We start from the raw sequence: 20,782 nt of genomic DNA on the forward strand, positions 1-20,782 counted from the left end.
AGCGCTGCGAATGGCCCTTTTGCCGCAGCAGACGTGCCAGCGCCTTTCGCATATGTGTCGTTTTCAGCAACATGTACTGAAGGTACGGAGAAGGCATCGATGTTTCTGAATCAACTTCAATTCTGCCCATACCACGCATTTTTACCGTGCTTACGCAGATAGTGCAGATCAAGCAGCGTTTGCGATATCGGCGGTAACTCAGTGCGCAGCTGCTCGGTATGCAGCGCCATGTAGGCGACTTCTTCTAATACCACCGCACTGTGTACCGCAGCATGCGCATCTTTGCCCCAGGCAAAGGGACCGTGGGAATTGACCAGCACGGCGGGAATCGCTGTTGGCTCAGTTGCGCGCTGCGCAAAAGTTTCAATGATCACCTGCCCGGTGTTCCACTCGTATTCCTGCTCAATTTCTTCACGCTTCATTTGCCGTGTACAAGGAATGGTACCGTAGAAATCATCGGCGTGCGTGGTACCCAACGCGATGATTTCGCGTCCAGCCTGCGCCCAAATGGTGGCGTGCCGCGAGTGCGTATGCACGATGCCGCCGATCTCTGGCCAGGCGAGATAGAGCGCGCGGTGCGTAGCGGTATCCGATGACGGGCGCATTTTACCTTCAATCACCTCACCGCTGGCGAGATCGACAACCACCATATCGTCGCGCTGCATCTGTTCGTACTTCACGCCCGACGGCTTAATCACCAATAAACCGCGATCGCGGTCCACCGCACTGACATTGCCCCAGGTGAAAGTGACCAGGTTGTAACGGGGTAAATCGAGGTTGGCTTCCAGCACCTGCTGCTTTAACGCTTCCAGCATCTTTTTTCTCCTGCTAACTGTGATAGCTGAATTGTGCGGAGCAGTGAGGAAAAGCGTTATGGAAGGAATGGCTGTAAAAGCTGCGGAAAGTGGCTATGACGAGAAATCTGTGGCTTGGAAGGGGTTTCGAACAACAAACAAGATGTGGATTGCAGACTTGTAGTTTAGGACCGTTTTACCCTGCCGAGTGCGCCGTAACATCTATAATTAGAAAGTTACCTCGGTGATAACAATCAAGGAGAAGTTAATGACTACAACAATGAAACGTCTTACTGCTGCCGTATTGGCAACAACTTTAGTTGTCGCGCTGAGCGGCTGTTCAAACTGGTCCAAACGCGACCGTAATACCGCAATCGGTGCGGGTGCCGGTGCCATTGGTGGTTCAGTACTGACCAACGGCAGCGGACTCGGTACGGTTGGCGGCGCAGCTGTCGGCGGCATCATCGGCCACCAGATCAGCAAATAAAATATAATTATCAGGCTACGCAGCGCATCTACCTAACAACGGGCCACCTAATAAGTGGCCCGAACTGTTTCAACCGCCAGCCAGTTTGACTTTCATGCCTTTGGCTTCCAGCAGCGTTTTAATCAGATCGCGTTTGTCGCCCTGAATCTCAATCACGCCCTCTTTAACTGCCCCGCCACAACCACACTTTTTCTTAAGTTCAGCGGCCAGTTTTTCGAGTGCGCCATCATCCAGATCGATGCCGGTGACCAGACACACGCCCTTCCCTTTGCGTCCGCTGGTTTGGCGCTGGATACGCACGATACCATCGCCTTTCGGCCGCGGCGCTTTCTCTTCTTCATGGGTGATTCGGCCGCTGTCGGTCGAATAGACCAATCGATTGTCCTGAGCCATTAAGCCTCCTGTAAACTTTGCAGGATTTGCTGCAGTGTGGCGGCCGGATCGGCGGATTGGGTGATCGGACGCCCGATGACCATATAATCCACACCAGCGAGTTTAGCCTGCTGCGGCGTCATGATACGGCGCTGATCGCCCGCATCGCTGCCAGCCGGACGAATACCTGGGGTAACCAGCGCGAAATCCTGACCAATTACCTGCTTAAAGTGCACGGCTTCCTGCGCCGAACAAACCACGCCGTGCAGGCCGCAATCGCGGGTCAAACGCGCCAGTCGTTCAGCCTGCTCAGCTGGAGATAAGGTAATGCCCAAACCTTTCAGATCGTCTTCATCCATGCTGGTCAACACGGTTACTGCAATCAGCAGCGGTGCATCTTTACCAAATGGCACCAGCGCTTCACGTGCCGCGTTCATCATGCGAGCGCCACCGCTGGCGTGCACGTTCACCATCCATACGCCGAGATCGGCCGCTGCCGCGACTGCATGTGCGGTGGTGTTTGGGATGTCATGGAACTTGAGATCGAGGAACACTTCAAAACCACGTTCCTGCAGCGTTTTCACCAGCGATGGACCAAACAGCGTGAACATCTCTTTGCCCACTTTCAGGCGACACTGGCTTGGATCGATGCGATCTACAAACTGCAGCGCGCTGTTGAGATCATGATAGTCGAGTGCCACCAGAATAGGTGAAGTGGTTACAGGCATAACGTTTCCTCAGTAACAGGCACCCGCAGGCGCGATGGACAAACGGCAAGCATTCTACCTGCGCAGGCCGGTGCCGACAATCACGCTGCCGCCAGAACTTGCCTGTTTGACCGCTTGCTGCACGATGCTGAGGTAGTATCAGTATTAAACATTAAAGTATGTTGTAACTAATGAGCTTTAAATAGAAAAAACATACGGCCATTTATTGGCCGTCAAGTCCACGAATAGGTTTTACGGAAGACCAGGCGCGGCAAGATGGGCAATGCCAGTAAAGTGCATGTGCAGTGAAGCCGCATTTCTGGCAACGATATCGCGGCTTAGTACGGATTTGCTCGCCGACCATATCGCGCAGCACCATCAAGCTCTCTTTCGCGCGTCCGTCTTCCGCTTCGTGTAAGTGGAAGTCCATTAAACGATGGAACACGCGCATGGTGGGATGGCGTTGTAGCTGGCGATTGATATACAGCTGCGCCGCTTCGGGGCCCTGCTGCTGCTCGAGAATATCGGAGAGATAAAGCTCTGCTGCGGCGCCGGTATTTTCATCGACACAGCGTTGTAAGAATTGCGCCCAGTTTTCAGGTTGGTTCAGGCGCTGATAGCAGGTTTCCAGCATCGGTAAGGTTTCACTCACCAGCTCTTTATCCTGCTCGAGTACGCGCTGCAGTCGGCTGGCGGCTTTCGCATACTCGCCCTGCTCCATCAAAATGCGGCCCATCATGATAGAGACGCGCGCACTTTGATGATCGGCTGACTCGCCCTTCTTCAACAAACTCATCGCCCGATCAAGGTCGTCGCTGCTTAATGCCTGCAACGCCAGCTCACAGTAGAAATGGGCAATTTCGCCTTTCTGTTTGTCTTTGCCGAGCTTAACCAGCTTTTCCGCCACTTCGATGGCTTTTTGCCAGTCGCTGGTTGCCTGATGAATCAACAGCAATTGCTGGAGCGCACCAATGCGGAAATCGGTCTCTTCCACCAGTTGCCCGAACATATCTTCGGCACGATCGTACAATCCCGCCGCCATGTAATCACGGCCGAGTTGCTGGATCGCCAGTAAGCGCTGCTCGTAGCTGAGCGACGCACTTTCCATCAGGGATTGGTGAATGCGAATGGCGCGATCAACTTCACCACGCGAACGGAACAGGTTGCCGAGCGTCAGATGTGCTTCAACCGTGCCGCTGTCCTCTTTCAACATGTCGAGAAAGAGATCAACCGCTTTGTCCTGTTGATTGGAGAGCAGGAAGTTTACCCCTGTCACATAATCACGCGACAGGCGGTTCGCTTCCTGTTGCTTATCCTGATGTGCACTGCGGCGGCCCATATACCAGCCATACGCCGCAGCAACAGGAAGAAGCAAAAACAGCAATTCAAGCATCGAAAATTAATCCCGACGGCTGGCAGTTGGTGATGTGGTCACTGCGGTTGATTGTTCATTCTGTGCCTGCATACGTTTAAGTTTACGCTGTGCATTGGCCAGTGAAACCCGTAAGCGTAACCAGAACAGGCCACAAATTGCCCATCCCAGCAGGAATCCAGCGCCAAACAAGCTGGCGAGCAGTGTTGAAATGCGGAATTCGCCCTGCGCTAGCAGATAGTTAAAGGTGATGACTTGGTCGTTGTGCGCTCCGAGCGTGACGGAGATGATGAAAATGACCAATACCACGAGAAAAATAAGCAAATATTTCACAATGCGTCCTGTCGAGAGGTTATCCAATAGAAGTATGCCAAAAAACCGCCGTCGATGCTGCTTATCCCCACATCTGATAGCGCTTTTTTCTGCAAGCACAATCAATCATATGGGGACGAATAGCGTAATTACAATCCATCATCACGTTGCGCGATCTCACGATGCTCTTCTGGCGGGATGGTGAGCGGGCCGCAGAAACGCTGCGCAAGTAAAGTGGCAACGGTGACCAACAACCAGGATATCAGCGTTGCCATCACTAAATCACGCGGCCAGTGCATGCCTAACACTAAACGGCTGCCCATCACCGCGGTCGCCCAAACAAATAATACGGCAACCGTGGCGAAATGGCGGCGCGGCCACAATAACCCGATCGCCAATAACGCCCAGCTGGCGGCAAACATGGTGTGCCCGGAAGGAAACGCATAACCGGTTTCAAACGCCCAGTGATTCTTCAACCATTGCGGCAGCTGGGTATCGTTGGCCAGCAAAGTTGCGACCATTTCGCCACGCTGCTGACGATGCAGCTGATAAAACTCATCACCGTTAATGCCATGACTTTTTTCCAGCCAGATGACATACGGGCGCGGCTCCTGCACCTGCTCTTTGATTGTGGATTTGGTGTACTGACCGGCAAGAATTGCGCCGTTCATAATAAGGATGAGCAGAATCGCGGGTTTAAGCCGAAAGCGTAAACACCACAACACCCAGGCGCTGAGGATGATACTGGTGAGAATGCCCCACGGATTGGTGACGGTTTCTGTCATCCAAAACAGCACGCGAAGTAGATTGCCACTTTCCCCTGGTTGCCATTGCCAGTTGGATATCCATACGCCCAACGGCATGAGCAACAATAAAAACGCCCCTAAAGTGGTGCGCTGAATGATTTTTAACATTCGCTTCCTTTTAGATCCGCATTACTACGCGCGATTAGCATAACTTTAGCTGAAAAAAGAATAACATACCCATTGCGACTTGGATAATTGTGCTTTATCACTACAATCACTCTGACCGATTAACGGCAGCCGTTCGGGTTGTGGCACAATAGTGTAAGTTTCATCGGGCCATATGGCCCTTGCGTTATCATGATGATAGCGCATCCTCTGAAGGTTCTGGAGAGTCACATGCAGCTTAAACGGGTAGCAGAAGCCAAACTGCCCACGCCATGGGGAGATTTCCTGATGGTTGGTTTTGAAGAACTGGCAACCGGCCACGACCATGTCGCGCTGGTTTATGGTGATATTAGCGATCACAATCCGGTGCTGGCGCGCGTCCATTCCGAATGTTTAACTGGCGATGCCCTGTTCAGCTTGCGCTGCGACTGTGGTTTCCAGCTGGAAGCCGCGTTAACGGCGATTGCGGAAGAAGGTCGTGGCATTCTGATGTATCACCGTCAGGAAGGACGTAACATCGGTTTGCTGAATAAAATTCGTGCTTATGCGTTGCAGGATAAAGGTTACGACACTGTCGAAGCCAACCATCAGCTCGGTTTCGCCGCTGATGAGCGCGACTTCACGCTGTGTGCGGATATGTTCAAACTGTTGGGCGTCAATGAAGTGCGCTTGCTAACGAACAATCCGCGCAAAGTTGAGATCCTGACCGAAGCCGGTATCAATATCGTTGAACGCGTGCCGCTGGTTGTCGGGCGTAACCCGAAAAACGCGCACTATCTTGATACGAAAGCCGAGAAAATGGGTCATTTGCTACCGAAGTCTTAAGCAGATTTTAGAGCAGATAAAAAAAGCCGGGAATTCCCGGCTTTTTCTTTTAGTTCAGCATATTGCGTATCACATAATGCAAAATACCGTCGTTCTGGTAGTAGGTTAGTTCGTTACCCGTATCGATACGGCAGCGCGTTTCCAGCGTCTCTTTGCTGCCATCCGCGCGCGTCAGCGTGACGTTTACAGTGCCTCCCGGTTTCAGCTGTGACAGGTTCGCCACATCAATAAACTCTTCACCGGTGAGCTGCAGCGTTTTACGCGTCACGCCAGCCGGAAACTCGAGCGGCAGAATCCCCATACCAATCAGGTTAGAGCGGTGAATACGCTCAAAGGATTCGGAAATAACTACGCGCACGCCTTGTAAGCGCGGCCCTTTTGCTGCCCAGTCACGACTGGAGCCTGAACCGTACTCTTTACCGGCAATCACGGCTAACGGTACGCCTTCCTGCTGATACTTCATTGCCGCGTCGTAAATCGCCAACTGCTCATTAGTCGGGAAGTGTTTGGTATAACCGCCCTCCACACCCGGCACCATTTCGTTACGAATACGGATATTAGCGAAAGTGCCGCGCATCATCACTTCGTGGTTACCACGACGCGAACCGTAAGAGTTGAAATCGGTGCGCTCGACGCCATGCGACAGCAAATAGCGTCCGGCTGGACTTTCCGCTTTGATGCTACCCGCCGGAGAAATGTGGTCGGTGGTGACGGAATCACCCAGCATCGCCAGAATGCGCGCGCCTTTGATGTCCTGTACCGGCTTCGGCGTTTTCTCCATGTCATCGAAGAATGGCGACAGGCGGATGTATGTAGAATCGCCATCCCAATCATAGGTTGCCGCTTCGCTGACTTTGATTTGCTGCCACTCCGGCGTGCCGTCAAACACCTCGGCATACTCTTTGTGGAACATATCGCTGGTAACTTTCTGCACCGCTTCCGCAATTTCTTCCGGTGAAGGCCAGATATCCTTGAGGAAGACATCATTGCCCTGTCGATCTTGGCCGATCGGATCAGATTGCAGATTGATCTTCATGTTACCCGCTAAGGCATAAGCCACCACCAACGGCGGCGAAGCCAGCCAGTTGGTTTTAATCAGCGGGTGAATGCGGCCCTCAAAGTTACGGTTACCCGAAAGCACGGCAGCAACCGTGAGATCGCCCTCTTTAATCGCGCTTTCTATCGCATCGGGTAACGGACCGGAGTTGCCGATACAAGTGGTACAACCGTAACCGACCAAATTGAACCCTAATTCGTCCAGATAAGGCGTGAGTTGGGCCACAGCGAGATAGTCAGAAACCACTTTAGAACCAGGCGCCAGCGAAGCTTTAACCCACGGCTTGCGCATCAGGCCGCGTTCCACGGCTTTCTTCGCCAGCAAACCGGCAGCCATCAGCACGCTAGGATTCGAGGTATTAGTACAAGAGGTAATCGCCGAGATCACTACCGCACCGTCATCCAGCTGATAGCTTTCTCCGGTTTCGCTATCACGATAGCTAACCGTTTTATGCGGCTTTTGCGCCTGATTGACTTCAAGTTCGTTGCTGGCATCAAAGGCTGTAGGAACATCGCCCAGCGATACGCGATCCTGCGGGCGTTTTGGTCCGGCAAGGCTGGATTCAACATCACCCATGTCCAGCGCTAAAGAGCTGGTGAACACCGGTTCATCGCCCGCATTGCGCCACATACCTTGTTGCTTAGCATAAGCCTCAACCAGTTCAACTTGCTCAGCATCGCGGCCGGTTAGCGTCATGTAGCTTAAGGTAACATCATCAACCGGGAAGAAGCCGCAGGTCGCACCATATTCCGGTGCCATGTTGGCGATGGTGGCGCGGTCGGCCAGCGGCAAGTCCGCTAATCCATCACCGTAAAACTCAACGAATTTACCTACCACGCCGTGTTTACGCAGCATTTGGGTGACGGTTAACACTAAATCCGTTGCGGTAATACCGGGACGCAGTTTACCGGTGAGTTTGAAACCGACTACGTCAGGAATCAGCATCGAAACCGGCTGGCCAAGCATCGCCGCTTCAGCCTCAATTCCGCCGACCCCCCAACCCAATACGCCGAGCGCATTGATCATGGTGGTGTGCGAATCGGTGCCCACCAGCGTATCGGGATAAGCAATCTCTTGCCCATTCAGCGTCTCATGCCAGACAGATTTACCGAGATATTCCAGATTGACCTGATGACAAATCCCGGTGCCCGGCGGTACGACGCGGAATCGATTGAAGGCTTTTTGCCCCCAGCGCAGGAAGACGTAGCGCTCATGGTTGCGCTCCATTTCCAGATGCACATTTTCACCAAAGGCTTTGTCATCACCGAAATGGTCTACGGTGACAGAGTGGTCGATGACCAGATCTACCGGGGATAAGGGATTGACTTTGGCGACATCGCCGCCGAGGCGTTTCACCGCTTCGCGCATGGCGGCTAAATCCACCACCGCCGGCACGCCGGTAAAATCTTGCATTAATACACGCGCTGGACGATAAGCAATCTCACGATCGGCGTGAGCATCTTTTTGCCAGGCGACCAACGCTTCAATATCTTCTAGCGTGACAGAATCACCATCCTGCCAACGCAATAGGTTTTCCAGCAGGACTTTCATTGACTTGGGCAAACGATCAATATTGCCCAATTGCTGAGCTGCTTTGGGCAAGCTGTAGTAATGATATTTTTTTGCCCGAACATCCAGCGTGTCCTGACTCTGCTCGCGTAACGTTAACGACATAGCGCCTCCATGTAAGTGAATCTCTTTTTAAACCTCAGTGACTGCAAGGTTTAACTTAAAGATAGACCACATTACCGTTAACGTTTTGATAACAACACGAATTGACACATAAAAGCACAATGAAAAATGCCCCGACGTTTGTCAGGGCATTTATATAATTCAGTTTAATTTGAGTTAGAGCTTAAATCATCGCCCAAAAGGCGGCAGCCCAAAAAGCCAGGGAAAAGGTATATACGCTCACCCAGGATAATGTCGTTGTATTGATGTTCATAATTCACTCCCTCCCGGATTCCGGGCAAAAAAAGTCCACCGTCTTCAGCGTTGTACTGATGACACCGTTTTTTTAATGCTGAGTGTTAAAGGACGGGCTTTTAACTTGCCCACCGGATAATCCGGCAAAAAGAGGGACTAAATGTCTAAATATGGAACAGAACGCATACCGCGTTATTTGGACTTCATATCCATGAAGGATTCAATAAAGTTGCGCTGATTCTCACTGAGTTCCCACGAAACAGGAATGGTCACTTGTGGTTCAGTGGATACAACGTCTTTCACTTTGCACGCAGGCGTTTGCGGCTGACGCGCAGAAACCGGATGCTTACGACTGAGTGTATTTGCCCACATGGCTTAACCCCACATACGCCAAATCATTAACGCCACCACTACCCAGAACAGTGCTGAAGCAGCGAAGACAGTCATCCAAGCTTTGCGACGGGTGTTGCCAGTACGCTCAACTTTGGTGCTTTTAGTCCGGAAGCCCGGCTGTACAGTTATTCTCGTATTCATAGTTTTTGATAATCACTCTCAATAAAACGATTGATGACAACGATTAAGATTTAGGACGAATCCTAAACTTGTTAAGACCGAAAATCCAGTTATTTTTATTGAGCACAACGATTAACGCTATTTATCAAAACACAAAAGATTGATGAGATAAATTTAATTGCCAACATAACTATTAATTAAATCGTTACATTGTAAATTTGGGTTAACAGCAAATTAGATCCAATCTAAATTTGAGTTTAATTTACCAACCCAATAAAAAAGCCCTTCTCCATCAACTCTTAACTAGAGTATGGGAATATTCCTGGCGAGCTGCAAAGTAGCATCGTAAAAATTGTGTACTGATTCGCATTTAATAGATAACAATGAAAAAACATGTGACCCATGTTTCATTTACATAAAAATAATGATTTTTTTTGAAGTACTCGTGGCGCTAAGCGCTAAGGGATTCCGAAGGTGCCCACTGGACACCTTGGCAAAAGAATGAGTTAGGAATTTACTTGAAGGGTAATTTGATGTCGCGGAACATCGCTTCAATGTCTTCATTGGAGCGCAGTGCGACCGCCGCATCCACCACATCACGTGTGAGGTGCGGTGCAAAACGTTGAATAAAATCATACATATAGCTGCGCAGGAAGGTGCTACGTCTAAAGCCAATCTTGGTCGTACTATTCGTAAAGATTTCTGATGCTTCAATGCGCACCAAATCGGGGTCTGCAATCGGGTCCACCGCCATGCTGGCAATCACGCCAACGCCCAAGCCTAAACGCACATAGGTCTTAATTACGTCAGCATCTGTCGCAGTAAAGACGATGCGTGGTGTTAATCCTGCGCGATTGAACGCGGTATCCAGCTCTGAACGGCCGGTAAAGCCGAAGGTGTAGGTCACGAGCGGGAAATCCGCCAGCTCTTCGATCGTCACATTCGATTTACCTGCCAGCGGATGGTCGGGCGTCACGACGATGGCGCGATTCCAGTGATAGCACGGCAGCATGATCAAATCGTCATACAGATGCAGCGCTTCAGTGGCAATGGCAAAGTCCGCATTACCCTTTGAAACCGCCTCAGCTATTTGTGTGGGCGATCCCTGATGCATATGTAATGAGACGCGTGGATAACGTTCGATAAAACCTTTAATAACGCCAGGCAGCGCATAACGCGCTTGCGTGTGCGTGGTCGCTACATATAACGAACCTTTATCCGGCCAGGTATGTTCACCGGCAACCGATTTAATCGCGTCAACTTTGGAGAGCACTTCACGCGCAATCCGAATAATCTCTTCGCCTGCAGGCGTTACTTGCGTCAGATGCTTACCACTGCGCGCAAATATCTGCACGCCCAGCTCATCTTCTAACATACGGACTTGCTTACTGATGCCTGGCTGCGAGGTATATAAGCCTTCGGCGGTCGATGAGACATTAAGATTGTGATTTACCACTTCGACGATGTAACGCAACTGCTGCAATTTCATAGTTATATCTTCCTGGTAGCGACAGAGGTGCATTCCCGGCAGGCGTGTTTCCGCCTTGATTGCAGTGAGGGAGGGAAAGCGAGTCAGCGAAACGAAAAGAGTTCTATAACTACTATATCAGTTAAAGGAAGAATGTAGAACGAATAGCTATAAGGATAAGAGAAAGGCCAGCGCATGCTGGCCTTGTGGGGAATTACTTCTTCGCTTCCTGCCATTTGCCGTCAATATAGAACATTGACCAGCCAGTGGCTTTGCCATCCTTTTCGGAAGAGACATATTGTTGTTTAGTTTTGCGACTGAAACGCACCATCGTCTTATTCCCTTCCGGATCGGCGGCTGGCGCTTCTGACAGATATTTCAGCTTCTCTGGCAGACGGTCGGCAAAGCGTTGCAGCTCTTCCACCAGCGGCGCGCGCGTTTCACGTGATTTCGGGAAGGTATTCGCGGCAAGGAACACGCCTGCGGCACCATCACGCAACACAAAGTAAGCATCCGATTTTTCACACTGCAGTTCTGGCAGCGGCACCGGATCTTCTTTCGGCGGCGCAACATCACCATTACGCAGAATCTTACGGGTGTTTTTGCACTCGTCGTTGGTACAGGCCATGTACTTACCGAAACGCCCCATTTTCAGGTGCATCTCAGAACCACATTTCTCGCACTCTACAATCGGACCATCGTAGCCCTTGATGCGGAATTCGCCCTGCTCGATCTCGTAGCCGTCGCACTCTGGATTATTACCGCAGACGTGCAGCTTGCGCTGGTTATCGATCAGATAGCTGTCCATCGCGGTGCCACACTTCTGGCAACGACGACGGGCGCGCAGCGCGTTGGTTTCAGCATCATCGCCTTCCAGCACGTTGAGCACTTCATTTTCCGGGATCAGGTTGATGGTCTGCTTGCAGCGCTCTTTCGGCGGCAACGCATAACCCGAGCAACCAAGGAACACGCCGGTACTGGCGGTGCGAATTCCCATCGGACGGCTACAGGTTGGACAGTCAATCGACGTCAACACCATCTGGTTAGGCTGCATGCCGCCCTCTTCCGGATCTTTCTCAGCATCATCTAACTGCTGGCTAAAATCACTAAAGAAGGAGTCGAGCACTGCTTTCCATTCGGCTTCATTATTCGCCACCTGATCGAGACTATTTTCCATACGCGCAGTGAAGTCATAGTTCATCAGCTCGCGGAAATTAGACTCAAGACGATCGGTAACAATTTCACCCATTTTTTCAGCGTAGAAACGGCGGTTCTCAACACGCACGTAACCACGATCCTGAATGGTAGAGATAATCGAGGCGTAAGTAGATGGACGACCAATGCCGCGTTTTTCCAGCTCACGGACCAGTGACGCCTCGCTGAAGCGCGCTGGCGGTTTAGTGAAGTGCTGGCTTGGCATCAGCTCTTTAAGATCCAGCATGTCGCCAACATCAACTGGCGGCAGCGTCAGATCTTCATCATTTTTACGCAGCGCAGGCATCACGCGCGTCCAGCCATCGAAACGCAGCGTACGGCCTTTGGCTTTCAATTTAAATTCAGCCGCGCCCACGGTCAGCGTGGTGGAGTCATACTGAGCCGGTACCATCTGGCAAGCAACGAACTGGCGCCAAATCAGCTGGTAGAGTTTTTGCGCGTCAGCTTCCATATCTTTGAGTTGCTCAGCGACGATATTCACATCAGAAGGACGAATCGCTTCGTGCGCTTCCTGTGAATTCTCTTTGCTGGCATAAGTATTTGGCGCTTCTGGCAGATACTTTTTACCGAAGCTGCTCTCAACATAGCCACGCGCCATCGCCACGGCATCCTGGCTCAGGTTGGTGGAGTCGGTACGCATATAGGTGATGTGGCCCGCTTCATACAAGCGCTGCGCCATCATCATGGTCTTCTTCACGCCGAAGCCCAAACGCGTACTCGCCGCCTGTTGCAGCGTTGAGGTAATAAATGGTGCAGAAGGCTTGCTGCTGGTCGGTTTGTCTTCACGATCCAGCACTTCGTAACGCGCTTTCTGCAAAATCGCTACCGCCGCGTGAGTTTGCTCACGATTAACCGGGCGGAACGCTTTGTCATTCTGATGCGTAACCTGCATGGCCAGATCGGCGCCTTTCGGCGTGGCGAAATCAGCATCGATTTCCCAATACTCTTCTGGCACGAAGGCTTTGATTTCGTGCTCGCGCTCAACCACCAAGCGCACAGCAACCGACTGAACGCGACCAGCTGACAGGCCGCGAGCAATTTTCTTCCACAGCAGTGGCGATACCATGTAACCCACCACGCGATCCATAAAGCGGCGCGCTTGCTGTGCGTTGACACGTTCAATATTGAGCTCGCCCGGCTTGTCGAACGCCTGACGAATCGCATTCTTGGTAATTTCGTTAAACACCACGCGGCTAAAGCGCTTATCGTCCCCACCGATCACTTCCCGCAGGTGCCAGGCAATGGCTTCCCCTTCGCGGTCAAGGTCGGTTGCGAGATAGATGTGGTCTGCATCGGCAGCCAGGTTTTTCAGCTCGGCGACAACTTTCTCTTTGCCCGGCAGAATTTGATAATCCGCTTCCCAACCATGCCATGGATCAACGCCCATGCGGTTTACGAGTGCGGCTTTCTCATCCTTTTTTACCTTTTTTCCAGGTTTCGCTTTTTCCCCGTCGGCACTTTTACGGGCAGTTGAACCGCTGGTCGGCAAATCACGGATATGACCGACACTGGATTTCACCACGTAGTCATTACCGAGGTATTTATTGATTGTTTTGGCCTTTGCCGGGGACTCAACGATTACGAGTGATTTACCCATATGTACCTTTACCTAAATGAAACGTCCTGATAAACGGGAGAGAATTGGAGGTCCCAAAACCCAATGGGTTCAATATTGCTGCCAGCATTTCGCATTTCAAGGCAGCAGGGATAATCTCAGGTCAGATTGCGTCGACTTCTGCAACTTTATGATTAGGAGCGAGTTTTCCATCTGACAGAACCACACATCCGGGTGTGATCTCCCTGAAAGCTGAATCGCCCACACTCTACCTGATAAAATCCGTTACGCAACTTAATTAGCATTCTGCCTAATTTTGCGCCAGTTTTATGACGCAATGCTGATTTGCTGAACGCGATAGCTCGCAAGTAATATAGAAGGAGAAAAATGGCTGTCAAAAAAGAGGTGAAAAATGTCAGTGCCAACAGAATCTATTTCACGCCACGCGTTACTGGAAATAGCCAATCAGATGATCACGCAGCACGACAATTATTTTGTCGGATTAGAAGCTAATGACGTGATTCAGCAAGGTGAGATTTTGGTGTTTCGCGGTCCCTATTTTCTCGATGATCAAGGCTTGCCCACCGCCAAAACCACCACGGTATTTAATGTGTTTAAACACCTCGCGGTCGAACTCTCCTCTCAATATCATCTGGCATAAAAAAGCCCGGCAATTGCCGGGCTCGGTTACAACAGCGGCTTCTCGCCACGCTGCCATATTTTCAGAATCAACCGCTCTGCCGCCAGACTGGCGCTGTTAGTAAAGCGATCCATCATTTTACGCTTACGTGCATAGTGCACGCCTAACACGGTGAAGCGATCCATATGCTTGATAATCAACGCATCACTGGTGCCGATTTCATCGACCAGACCTAAATCCAGCGCCTGACGGCCATACCAATGCTCGCCGGTCGCCACTTTATTCAGATCAAGCGACGGACGCATCTGCTGTACGAAATCCTTAAATAGCTGATGCGTTTCATTGAGATCTTCCTGGAATTTCTCGCGCCCTTCGTCGGTGTTTTCACCAAACAGCGTTAAGGTACGTTTGTATTGACCGGCGGTATGCAGTTCGACGTCAATATCGTTACGCTTTAACAGGCGGTTGAAGTTAGGGATCTGCGCGACCACGCCAATCGAACCAATAATAGAAAACGGTGCCGCCACAATACGATCGGCCACGCAAGCCATCATGTAACCGCCGCTGGCAGCGACTTTATCCACTACAGCTGTCAATTGCAGGCCGGCATCACGCAGACGTTGCAGCTGCGAAGCCGCCAAACCGTAGCCGTGTACCACGCCACCTGGGCTTTCCAGACGCAGCAGCACTTCATCGCCCGGCAGCGCAACTGCCAGCACTGCGGAGATCTCTTCACGCAATGAGGTGACTTCACTCGCGTCCATGCTGCCTTTGAACTCCAGCACATACAGCGTGGGTTTCAGCGTCTCGCTCACGCCCGCTTTGGCATTGCGTTTATCGGCTTTCGCCTTTTGCTTCTCTTCTTTCTTATGCTGCTTGAGCCACACTTTTTGCGCCTGTGGCTTCATTTTGGCGAGCTGCAGATCTTCCTTCATCTCACGATAGTCATCATCAAGATGCGTCAAACGCAGCTGGCCGCTGCTGTGACGTTTACGCAGCGCGGCATTAAGCACAATCAGAACAATAGCTGCGATCGCCACCACCACGGTGACGGCCTTAGCCAGAAATAATCCGTAACTGGAGAAAAAATCCATTCTGCCGCCTTATTAAACAGTAAATTACAACAGCTTCAAGTTTACCCGCTTTACGCGCTGTCGTCGCCTGAAATGCCCGCAGGCGGCACAGAATGCGAGGCTAAGCGATTGCACCGCGCGGCAAATTCAGGCATAAAGCCAAAAACCTCCTGACCCGAGCAAAGGATATCGCTGTGCATTATCAACCGAAAAGCGATCTGCTGGAAAATCGCATCATTCTCGTCACCGGCGCTTCCGACGGCATTGGCCGTGAAGCAGCGTTGACCTATGCGCGCTACGGCGCGCGCGTCATCCTGCTGGGACGCAACGCCGACTCGCTGCAGAAAACTGAGCAAGCCATCAACCAGTTAAACAAGCAGCCTGCGTCTTCTTTGTTACTGGATCTGGCTAAAGCCACGCCAGAAAGCTGCCAGCAGCTGGCCGATCAGGTCGCTGCTCTGGTGCCGCGTCTGGATGGCGTGCTGCACAACGCCGGCATTCTGGGCGAGATTGTGCCGCTGGAAGAACTCGATCCGCAGATCTGGCGTGACGTGATGCAGATTAACCTTGATGCCACCTTCTATTTAACCCAGGCATTACTGCCGCTGCTGCTGCAATCAGATGCCGGATCGCTGGTGTTTACCACCTCCAGCGTAGGCCGCACCGGACGTGCCGGCTGGGGCGCGTATGCGGTTTCGAAGTTTGCCACTGAAGGCATGATGCAGGTACTGGCCGACGAGTATAAAAACCGTCATCTGCGAGTGAACTGCATCAATCCTGGCGGCACGCGCACCAAAATGCGCGCCAGCGCCTTCCCGGAAGAGGATGCCAATTTACTCAAAACCCCGGCTGATTTGATGCCGCTCTACCTCTATTTAATGGGCGATGACAGTCGTCGTAAAACCGGTACCAGCTTCGATGCGCAGCCGGGACGTAAAGCGGGGCCAGCAACCGCATGAGCGATCGCCATCAGCAACGCCAGCAACGCCTTAAAGAGCAGGTCGATGCCCGTATCGCCGCCGCCACCGAGACGCGCGGCATTTTGATGGTGTTCACCGGTAACGGCAAAGGCAAAACCACCGCCGCTTTCGGCACCGCGTTGCGCGCCTGCGGGCACGGCAAAAAAGTGGCGGCGGTTCAGTTTATTAAAGGCGAATGGCCAAACGGTGAACGCAACTTGCTGGAGCAGCACGGCGTCGAATTTCAGGTGATGTCCACGGGATTTACCTGGGATACGCAGAACCGCGAGACAGATACCGCCGCCTGCCAGTTGGTGTGGCAGCAGGCGCGTCGCATGTTGGCTGATGACAGCGTCGATCTGGTGATCCTGGATGAAATCACTTACATGGTGAGCATGGATTATCTGGATTTAAATGAGTTGGTCGATGTGCTGAACCAGCGCCCTGCACAGCAAAGCGTGATCGTTACTGGTCGCGGCTGTCATCGTACGTTACTGGATTTGGCGGATACCGTGACGGAAATGCGTCCGGTGAAGCATGCGTTCGATGCGGGAATTCAGGCACAGCAAGGAATAGACTGGTAAAACGCTGACGCCGCAAATTACGGCGTCAGGTTTCGCATCAGGAACCGCGTTTGGTGTTATTACGACGCGGATTGTTGCTCACCACACCGTGACGTTTTACCGCACGACGGATTTGGTTAGCCTTGGTGCGACGACGATCCTTTTCGACGGCAACTTTAGTCACCGTCTCTTCCGGCATACTGACTAACGTACGCAGATAGTTGACCGCCGGTAATTCCATCTCGATCCAGCCGCCGCGTGGCAGGCCTTTCGGCAACTGGATATCACCGTAACGCACACGCATCAGTCGGCTAACCTGCACGCCGACCGCTTCCCACAGACGACGCACTTCGCGGTTACGTCCTTCGGTCAGCGTCACGTTGTACCATTGGTTAATGCCTTCGCCACCAGCAAACTTAATGGTCTTGAACGATGCCGGGCCATCTTCCAGCTGCACGCCTTTGCTCAGCTGACGGATTTTATCGTCATCCACTTCGCCAAACACGCGAACCGCGTATTCACGCTCAACTTCACGGCTTGGGTGCATCAGACGGTTAGCCAGTTCACCATCAGTGGTGAACAGCATTAAACCGCAGGTATTCACATCCAGACGACCGACGGCAATCCAGCGTGAACCACGCAGACGCGGCAGACGATCAAACACGGTTGGACGCCCTTCCGGGTCGTTACGCGTGCAGAGTTCACCTTCCGGTTTGTAATATGCCAGTACGCGGCACACTTCGGTCGCCGACTCAGCGATGGACACCAGATGACCATCAATACGGATTTTCAGGGATTTATCACTTTCAACACGATCGCCAAGCGTCGCCAGTTTGCCGTCAACGCTGACGCGTCCGGCTGAAATCATGGTTTCGATTTCGCGACGCGAACCGTGACCGGCGCGCGCTAATACTTTCTGTAATTTTTCGCTCATGGAGCCTCGTTGTCGCCTTCCCAGGCGTCGTGGTAAGAAGAGGTACGATACAGGGATTACCAATTCCCATATCAGAATCTGTTACCGCTCTGCATCGCTGTTGCAATCTCAGACGGCCCGCGATTTTACACTAACGCAAGTTTTGTTAACACCTTTTCCTTTGCTGCCGATAACAGAGGGTCCGTTAAAAACGGCTTAATTAGCACCACGACAATAAACATTCAGCTGACTGATAGATCGATCTCCTTTTCGTCATCAGCATTCACACCAAGTCACTGAAATATTGTCATTTGCCCCTCACCTCTCTCACCTGAATCAGCCCCCAACTTAAGCCACCTGATACATTAGCGCTTCGCAAGACTGCGAGGGCAGTATTGCGCGCCACGCTTAAGGATAATCACAAACTTTAAATCTAATAAAAAAAGACAAAACAGCATAAAAAACTATTTAATGGCGTTAAATAAGCCCTTTTCTGGTAATAAATGTAAATTGATAGTTTATTGGCACTACAGGTTGGATTAAGTCTGTATTTTTGTATTTTTTGATTAATATTAAATTTGATGAATTGTTCTGAAGAAAAAACTGTGTAAAATTTAAGCCTGAAATCCAGTGAGTCGTCATAATAACATAGCTTTTATTTACTATTTATATTCGTTCAACTAACAAACCATTAACGAACACTGTGTAATTTCACTGATATTATAAACCGGCGCGCGCGGGATTTGACGCGTTTATTCATTTACGGAATGAATTTAATTTGCATGTCGAAAGTCTTCACCAGGGATTTTACGGACATGCTTTAATGAAGATCACTGCCATGAAAACCTCTCTGCTTTGGCCTGCGCTTGCTGCGCTGGCACTGAGCGGTTGTTCCGTGGGCCACACTGAGTACAGTCGTACTGCGATGCAACACGTTGATATGAGCGTGACAGGCATCCCGACTGTGCTGGGTTTGGGTATCCTCGGCACAACCATTCCTTTGACGCCAGAATACAGTCTGACGGCGGCGCACGTGGCAAAAACCGCCGTGCAACGTGTGAAGGCTTATCATCCCTATTGCGACGTCGCGATTATTTATCATAAGAACAGCCCAGAAACGCTGGCTAAATTCCGCAGCGGTGCGATTGGTGAACCGATTAAAATGTACGGCTATAGCTTTATTTCCGCTATGCCAGTGGAATCGAGCGGCGTTAATTTAGCGCGCACCGCAATTACCAATAAATGGAATAAAAAGCCCTGCATGGCGATGGCATCAAATGCTGGGGTTGTGCAAGGAATGTCGGGTGGCGCGGTATATAATGCTGACCAAACTATCGGCGGCGTGATTGTCGGTTACAGCCATGAAATATCTAACGTGCGCAGCAAGAAAGTCATTTTAAAAGATGTCTCGCTGTATATTCCGTACGGGGATTTCAAAAATTGGCTGGAATCCAATATTGGTCAGACGCAGAACGCCACGCCTGACCATGCATAATTACTCGAACGGGCGCGTGTCACCGACGCCTTCGCGTACCACTACTGGCGCATCGCTGGTGAGATCGATCACCGTGGTCGGCTGCTGTCCCAGCGTACCGCCATCGATGATCAGATCCACCAGCTTGCCAATGCTGTACTGAATCTCTTCCGGATCGGATTCGGTAAAATCGTTGCCCGGCAGCATCAGCGAAGTCGACATCATCGGTTCGTTGAGGCGCTCCAATATTGCCAGCGCTACCGGATTGGACGGCACGCGCAGACCGATGGTTTTACGTTTGTCATTCATCAAACGACGCGGCACTTCTTTGGTCGCCTTCAAAATGAAGGTGTAATTGCCCGGCGTATTATTTTTTAGGATGCGAAACGCGGAGTTATCCACCTGCGCGTAAGTCGACAGCTCCGACAAATCACGACACATCAGCGTGAAGTTGTGATTGCCATCCAATTGGCGAATGCGACAAATGCGCTCCATGGCATTTTTCTCTTCCAGACGACAACCCAGCGCATAGCCAGAATCGGTTGGATAAACAATCACGCTGCCTTTATTCAGATAATCAACGGCCTGATTCACCAGGCGCGGCTGCGGATTGTCGGGATGAATGTGAAAATATTGACTCATAAAAACCTCATATCACCTGTCTGCAACAGCAATGCTGGGCGCCAACTCGGGGAAGCGTTCCCAAACCGGCTCCACGCCGCCCGGTAACCATAACTTGCGTCCCAGTTCTATCCACGGACAAGGTTGGTGGAAATCTGATCCCTGCGACCCGGCTAACTGATGGTCACGCGCATAGGTTGCCAGCTGCGTGCGCTCGTTTGGCGCTTGCTGACACTGCGCGACTTCCATGGCATCGCCGCCCACGTCGGCAAAATGCGCAATCAGCCGCTTTAACCATTTAGCCGACAAACCATAACGACCGGGATGCGCCAAAACGGCATAGCCGCCAGAATGATGAATAGCATCAATGGCTTGTTTAATTGTACACCATTGCGGAGGCACGTAGCCGGTTTTCCCGCGCGCCAGATAATTCTTGAACACCTGTGCCATATTATCGGCTTTGCCAATCTCCACCAGATAACGCGCAAAATGGCCACGCGTAATCAAGCCACCTTGCGCCAGACGTTGGGCTCCGGCCAGCGCATCAGGAATACGCGCGCGCTCAAGGCGTTCGGCAATTTGCTGTGCACGATCCACACGTGTCTGATGCTGTTGCGCGAGGAATTCAGTCAGCGCGGGATGCTGGCAATCGACATTCAGCCCCACAATGTGGATTTCGTGGTTTTCCCATAAGGTTGACGCTTCTAAACCGGCTAGCACGCGGATCGGCAGATCCTGTTGCACCACTGCCGCCTGCGCTTCTGCCACGCCCGCCACCGTGTCGTGATCGGTGATCGCCAGCACGCCGACTTTCATCTCAACCGCACGCTGCACCAGCGCGGTCGGCGTTAATAAGCCGTCAGAAGCCAGCGAATGGCTGTGTAAATCATAAAGGGGAAAACGTGCGATGTCCGACAAGATAACTCCAGCAACTGCATAAACCGGCAGGCATGATAACGATTTTGTCCCTGGCTGAAAAAGGGTATTGACATTTTTCGCCCGAACCAGTTAACTAGTACACAAGT

Annotated in this window: 21 protein-coding genes; 6 read left to right on the top strand and 15 right to left on the bottom strand. The window is 51.5% G+C overall.

Translation table 11 applies throughout. The features are described 5' to 3' along the window. Positions 1 to 116: 116 nt before the first annotated feature. The gene (gene araD / locus BM323_RS04265; protein WP_008106507.1) at positions 117 to 815 is read right to left on the bottom strand and encodes an L-ribulose-5-phosphate 4-epimerase; all 699 of its coding nucleotides are present in this window, start codon (positions 813 to 815) and stop codon (positions 117 to 119) included. A gap of 247 nt (positions 816 to 1,062) precedes the next feature. Between araD and osmB the strand changes: the two genes are divergently transcribed. Then, complete coding sequence (gene osmB / locus BM323_RS04270) at positions 1,063 to 1,281, top strand: osmotically-inducible lipoprotein OsmB (protein WP_008106509.1); 219 nt, start codon at positions 1,063 to 1,065, stop codon at positions 1,279 to 1,281. Between the two features lie 69 nt (positions 1,282 to 1,350). Here the strand turns inward: osmB and yciH are convergent, their stop codons facing one another. The 5 genes from yciH to pgpB form a co-directional block, all read right to left on the bottom strand. Continuing rightward, positions 1,351 to 1,674 (bottom strand): stress response translation initiation inhibitor YciH, encoded by a 324-nt coding sequence (gene yciH / locus BM323_RS04275; protein WP_008106511.1) that lies wholly within the window; start codon positions 1,672 to 1,674, stop codon positions 1,351 to 1,353. After that, positions 1,674 to 2,381, bottom strand: a complete 708-nt coding sequence (gene pyrF / locus BM323_RS04280; protein WP_008106514.1) for an orotidine-5'-phosphate decarboxylase — start codon at positions 2,379 to 2,381, stop codon at positions 1,674 to 1,676. Before pyrF ends, yciH begins: the two co-directional genes overlap by 1 nt. A gap of 202 nt (positions 2,382 to 2,583) precedes the next feature. Continuing rightward, entirely contained in the window at positions 2,584 to 3,753 is a 1,170-nt protein-coding gene (gene lapB / locus BM323_RS04285; RefSeq protein ID WP_008106516.1) for a lipopolysaccharide assembly protein LapB, read from the bottom strand. Positions 3,754 to 3,759: 6 nt separating this feature from the next. Further along, a complete protein-coding gene (locus tag BM323_RS04290; RefSeq protein ID WP_008106517.1) occupies positions 3,760 to 4,065 on the bottom strand; it encodes a LapA family protein in 306 nt (101 codons plus the stop codon). Positions 4,066 to 4,193: 128 nt separating this feature from the next. Continuing rightward, positions 4,194 to 4,958 carry a phosphatidylglycerophosphatase B gene (gene pgpB, locus BM323_RS04295; protein ID WP_008106519.1) on the bottom strand — a complete coding sequence of 255 codons (765 nt, stop codon included), beginning with the start codon at positions 4,956 to 4,958 and terminating at the stop codon, positions 4,194 to 4,196. A gap of 228 nt (positions 4,959 to 5,186) precedes the next feature. Between pgpB and ribA the strand changes: the two genes are divergently transcribed. Continuing rightward, positions 5,187 to 5,780, top strand: a complete 594-nt coding sequence (ribA, locus tag BM323_RS04300) for a GTP cyclohydrolase II (protein ID WP_008106521.1) — start codon at positions 5,187 to 5,189, stop codon at positions 5,778 to 5,780. 49 nt (positions 5,781 to 5,829) lie between these two features. Here ribA and acnA read toward each other — a convergent pair whose 3' ends face one another. The 5 genes from acnA to topA all read right to left on the bottom strand — a co-directional run bounded on the left by acnA (position 5,830) and on the right by topA (position 13,556). Further along, positions 5,830 to 8,511, bottom strand: a complete 2,682-nt coding sequence (gene acnA / locus BM323_RS04305; protein WP_091003307.1) for an aconitate hydratase AcnA — start codon at positions 8,509 to 8,511, stop codon at positions 5,830 to 5,832. Positions 8,512 to 8,955: 444 nt separating this feature from the next. Next, positions 8,956 to 9,135, bottom strand: coding sequence for a hypothetical protein (locus BM323_RS04310; protein WP_036648922.1), 180 nt, complete (start codon positions 9,133 to 9,135; stop codon positions 8,956 to 8,958). Positions 9,136 to 9,138: 3 nt separating this feature from the next. Further along, positions 9,139 to 9,297, bottom strand: a complete 159-nt coding sequence (locus BM323_RS04315) for a YmiA family putative membrane protein (RefSeq protein WP_071531660.1) — start codon at positions 9,295 to 9,297, stop codon at positions 9,139 to 9,141. 493 nt (positions 9,298 to 9,790) lie between these two features. Further along, positions 9,791 to 10,765 carry an HTH-type transcriptional regulator CysB gene (gene cysB / locus BM323_RS04320; RefSeq protein WP_007892425.1) on the bottom strand — a complete coding sequence of 325 codons (975 nt, stop codon included), beginning with the start codon at positions 10,763 to 10,765 and terminating at the stop codon, positions 9,791 to 9,793. A gap of 193 nt (positions 10,766 to 10,958) precedes the next feature. Further along, the gene (topA, locus tag BM323_RS04325) at positions 10,959 to 13,556 is read right to left on the bottom strand and encodes a type I DNA topoisomerase (RefSeq protein ID WP_008106525.1); all 2,598 of its coding nucleotides are present in this window, start codon (positions 13,554 to 13,556) and stop codon (positions 10,959 to 10,961) included. Positions 13,557 to 13,926: 370 nt separating this feature from the next. On the opposite strand from topA, the gene BM323_RS04330 reads away from it, so the two are divergent. Further along, positions 13,927 to 14,175: a DUF2498 family protein gene (locus BM323_RS04330; protein WP_008106527.1), complete on the top strand. Its 249-nt coding sequence runs from the start codon at positions 13,927 to 13,929 to the stop codon at positions 14,173 to 14,175. 26 nt (positions 14,176 to 14,201) lie between these two features. On the opposite strand, the gene sohB is transcribed toward BM323_RS04330, so the two are convergent. Continuing rightward, positions 14,202 to 15,248: a protease SohB gene (gene sohB, locus BM323_RS04335; protein ID WP_008106528.1), complete on the bottom strand. Its 1,047-nt coding sequence runs from the start codon at positions 15,246 to 15,248 to the stop codon at positions 14,202 to 14,204. A gap of 173 nt (positions 15,249 to 15,421) precedes the next feature. Between sohB and BM323_RS04340 the strand changes: the two genes are divergently transcribed. Further along, positions 15,422 to 16,186, top strand: coding sequence for a YciK family oxidoreductase (locus BM323_RS04340; protein ID WP_008106531.1), 765 nt, complete (start codon positions 15,422 to 15,424; stop codon positions 16,184 to 16,186). Then, positions 16,183 to 16,770: a cob(I)yrinic acid a,c-diamide adenosyltransferase gene (cobO, locus tag BM323_RS04345; protein WP_008106533.1), complete on the top strand. Its 588-nt coding sequence runs from the start codon at positions 16,183 to 16,185 to the stop codon at positions 16,768 to 16,770. The genes BM323_RS04340 and cobO overlap by 4 nt, the downstream gene beginning before the upstream one ends. A gap of 37 nt (positions 16,771 to 16,807) precedes the next feature. Here the strand turns inward: cobO and rluB are convergent, their stop codons facing one another. After that, positions 16,808 to 17,683 (bottom strand): 23S rRNA pseudouridine(2605) synthase RluB, encoded by an 876-nt coding sequence (rluB, locus tag BM323_RS04350; protein WP_008106535.1) that lies wholly within the window; start codon positions 17,681 to 17,683, stop codon positions 16,808 to 16,810. An 817-nt stretch (positions 17,684 to 18,500) separates the two neighbouring features. Between rluB and BM323_RS04355 the strand changes: the two genes are divergently transcribed. Next, positions 18,501 to 19,157: a serine protease gene (locus tag BM323_RS04355; protein ID WP_175501684.1), complete on the top strand. Its 657-nt coding sequence runs from the start codon at positions 18,501 to 18,503 to the stop codon at positions 19,155 to 19,157. Here the strand turns inward: BM323_RS04355 and BM323_RS04360 are convergent, their stop codons facing one another. Continuing rightward, entirely contained in the window at positions 19,158 to 19,778 is a 621-nt protein-coding gene (locus tag BM323_RS04360; protein WP_008106539.1) for an L-threonylcarbamoyladenylate synthase, read from the bottom strand. Positions 19,779 to 19,790: 12 nt separating this feature from the next. Further along, complete coding sequence (locus BM323_RS04365; protein ID WP_008106543.1) at positions 19,791 to 20,675, bottom strand: RNase RNM; 885 nt, start codon at positions 20,673 to 20,675, stop codon at positions 19,791 to 19,793. Positions 20,676 to 20,782: the final 107 nt, after the last annotated feature.

Source organism: Pantoea sp. YR525, from assembly GCF_900116775.1.
In the GTDB taxonomy this organism is placed as follows: domain Bacteria; phylum Pseudomonadota; class Gammaproteobacteria; order Enterobacterales; family Enterobacteriaceae; genus Pantoea; species Pantoea symbiotica.

What these genes read in the sequence shown, in the direction of transcription:
- araD (WP_008106507.1), bottom strand. Translation starts at nt 815, where the DNA reads ATGCTGGAAGCGTTAAAGCAGCAGGTGCTGGAAGCCAACCTCGATTTA.
- osmB (WP_008106509.1), top strand. Translation starts at nt 1,063, where the DNA reads ATGACTACAACAATGAAACGTCTTACTGCTGCCGTATTGGCAACAACT.
- yciH (WP_008106511.1), bottom strand. Translation starts at nt 1,674, where the DNA reads ATGGCTCAGGACAATCGATTGGTCTATTCGACCGACAGCGGCCGAATC.
- pyrF (WP_008106514.1), bottom strand. Translation starts at nt 2,381, where the DNA reads ATGCCTGTAACCACTTCACCTATTCTGGTGGCACTCGACTATCATGAT.
- lapB (WP_008106516.1), bottom strand. Translation starts at nt 3,753, where the DNA reads ATGCTTGAATTGCTGTTTTTGCTTCTTCCTGTTGCTGCGGCGTATGGC.
- pgpB (WP_008106519.1), bottom strand. Translation starts at nt 4,958, where the DNA reads ATGTTAAAAATCATTCAGCGCACCACTTTAGGGGCGTTTTTATTGTTG.
- ribA (WP_008106521.1), top strand. Translation starts at nt 5,187, where the DNA reads ATGCAGCTTAAACGGGTAGCAGAAGCCAAACTGCCCACGCCATGGGGA.
- acnA (WP_091003307.1), bottom strand. Translation starts at nt 8,511, where the DNA reads ATGTCGTTAACGTTACGCGAGCAGAGTCAGGACACGCTGGATGTTCGG.
- BM323_RS04310 (WP_036648922.1), bottom strand. Translation starts at nt 9,135, where the DNA reads ATGTGGGCAAATACACTCAGTCGTAAGCATCCGGTTTCTGCGCGTCAG.
- BM323_RS04315 (WP_071531660.1), bottom strand. Translation starts at nt 9,297, where the DNA reads ATGAATACGAGAATAACTGTACAGCCGGGCTTCCGGACTAAAAGCACC.
- cysB (WP_007892425.1), bottom strand. Translation starts at nt 10,765, where the DNA reads ATGAAATTGCAGCAGTTGCGTTACATCGTCGAAGTGGTAAATCACAAT.
- topA (WP_008106525.1), bottom strand. Translation starts at nt 13,556, where the DNA reads ATGGGTAAATCACTCGTAATCGTTGAGTCCCCGGCAAAGGCCAAAACA.
- BM323_RS04330 (WP_008106527.1), top strand. Translation starts at nt 13,927, where the DNA reads ATGTCAGTGCCAACAGAATCTATTTCACGCCACGCGTTACTGGAAATA.
- sohB (WP_008106528.1), bottom strand. Translation starts at nt 15,248, where the DNA reads ATGGATTTTTTCTCCAGTTACGGATTATTTCTGGCTAAGGCCGTCACC.
- cobO (WP_008106533.1), top strand. Translation starts at nt 16,183, where the DNA reads ATGAGCGATCGCCATCAGCAACGCCAGCAACGCCTTAAAGAGCAGGTC.
- rluB (WP_008106535.1), bottom strand. Translation starts at nt 17,683, where the DNA reads ATGAGCGAAAAATTACAGAAAGTATTAGCGCGCGCCGGTCACGGTTCG.
- BM323_RS04355 (WP_175501684.1), top strand. Translation starts at nt 18,501, where the DNA reads ATGAAAACCTCTCTGCTTTGGCCTGCGCTTGCTGCGCTGGCACTGAGC.
- BM323_RS04360 (WP_008106539.1), bottom strand. Translation starts at nt 19,778, where the DNA reads ATGAGTCAATATTTTCACATTCATCCCGACAATCCGCAGCCGCGCCTG.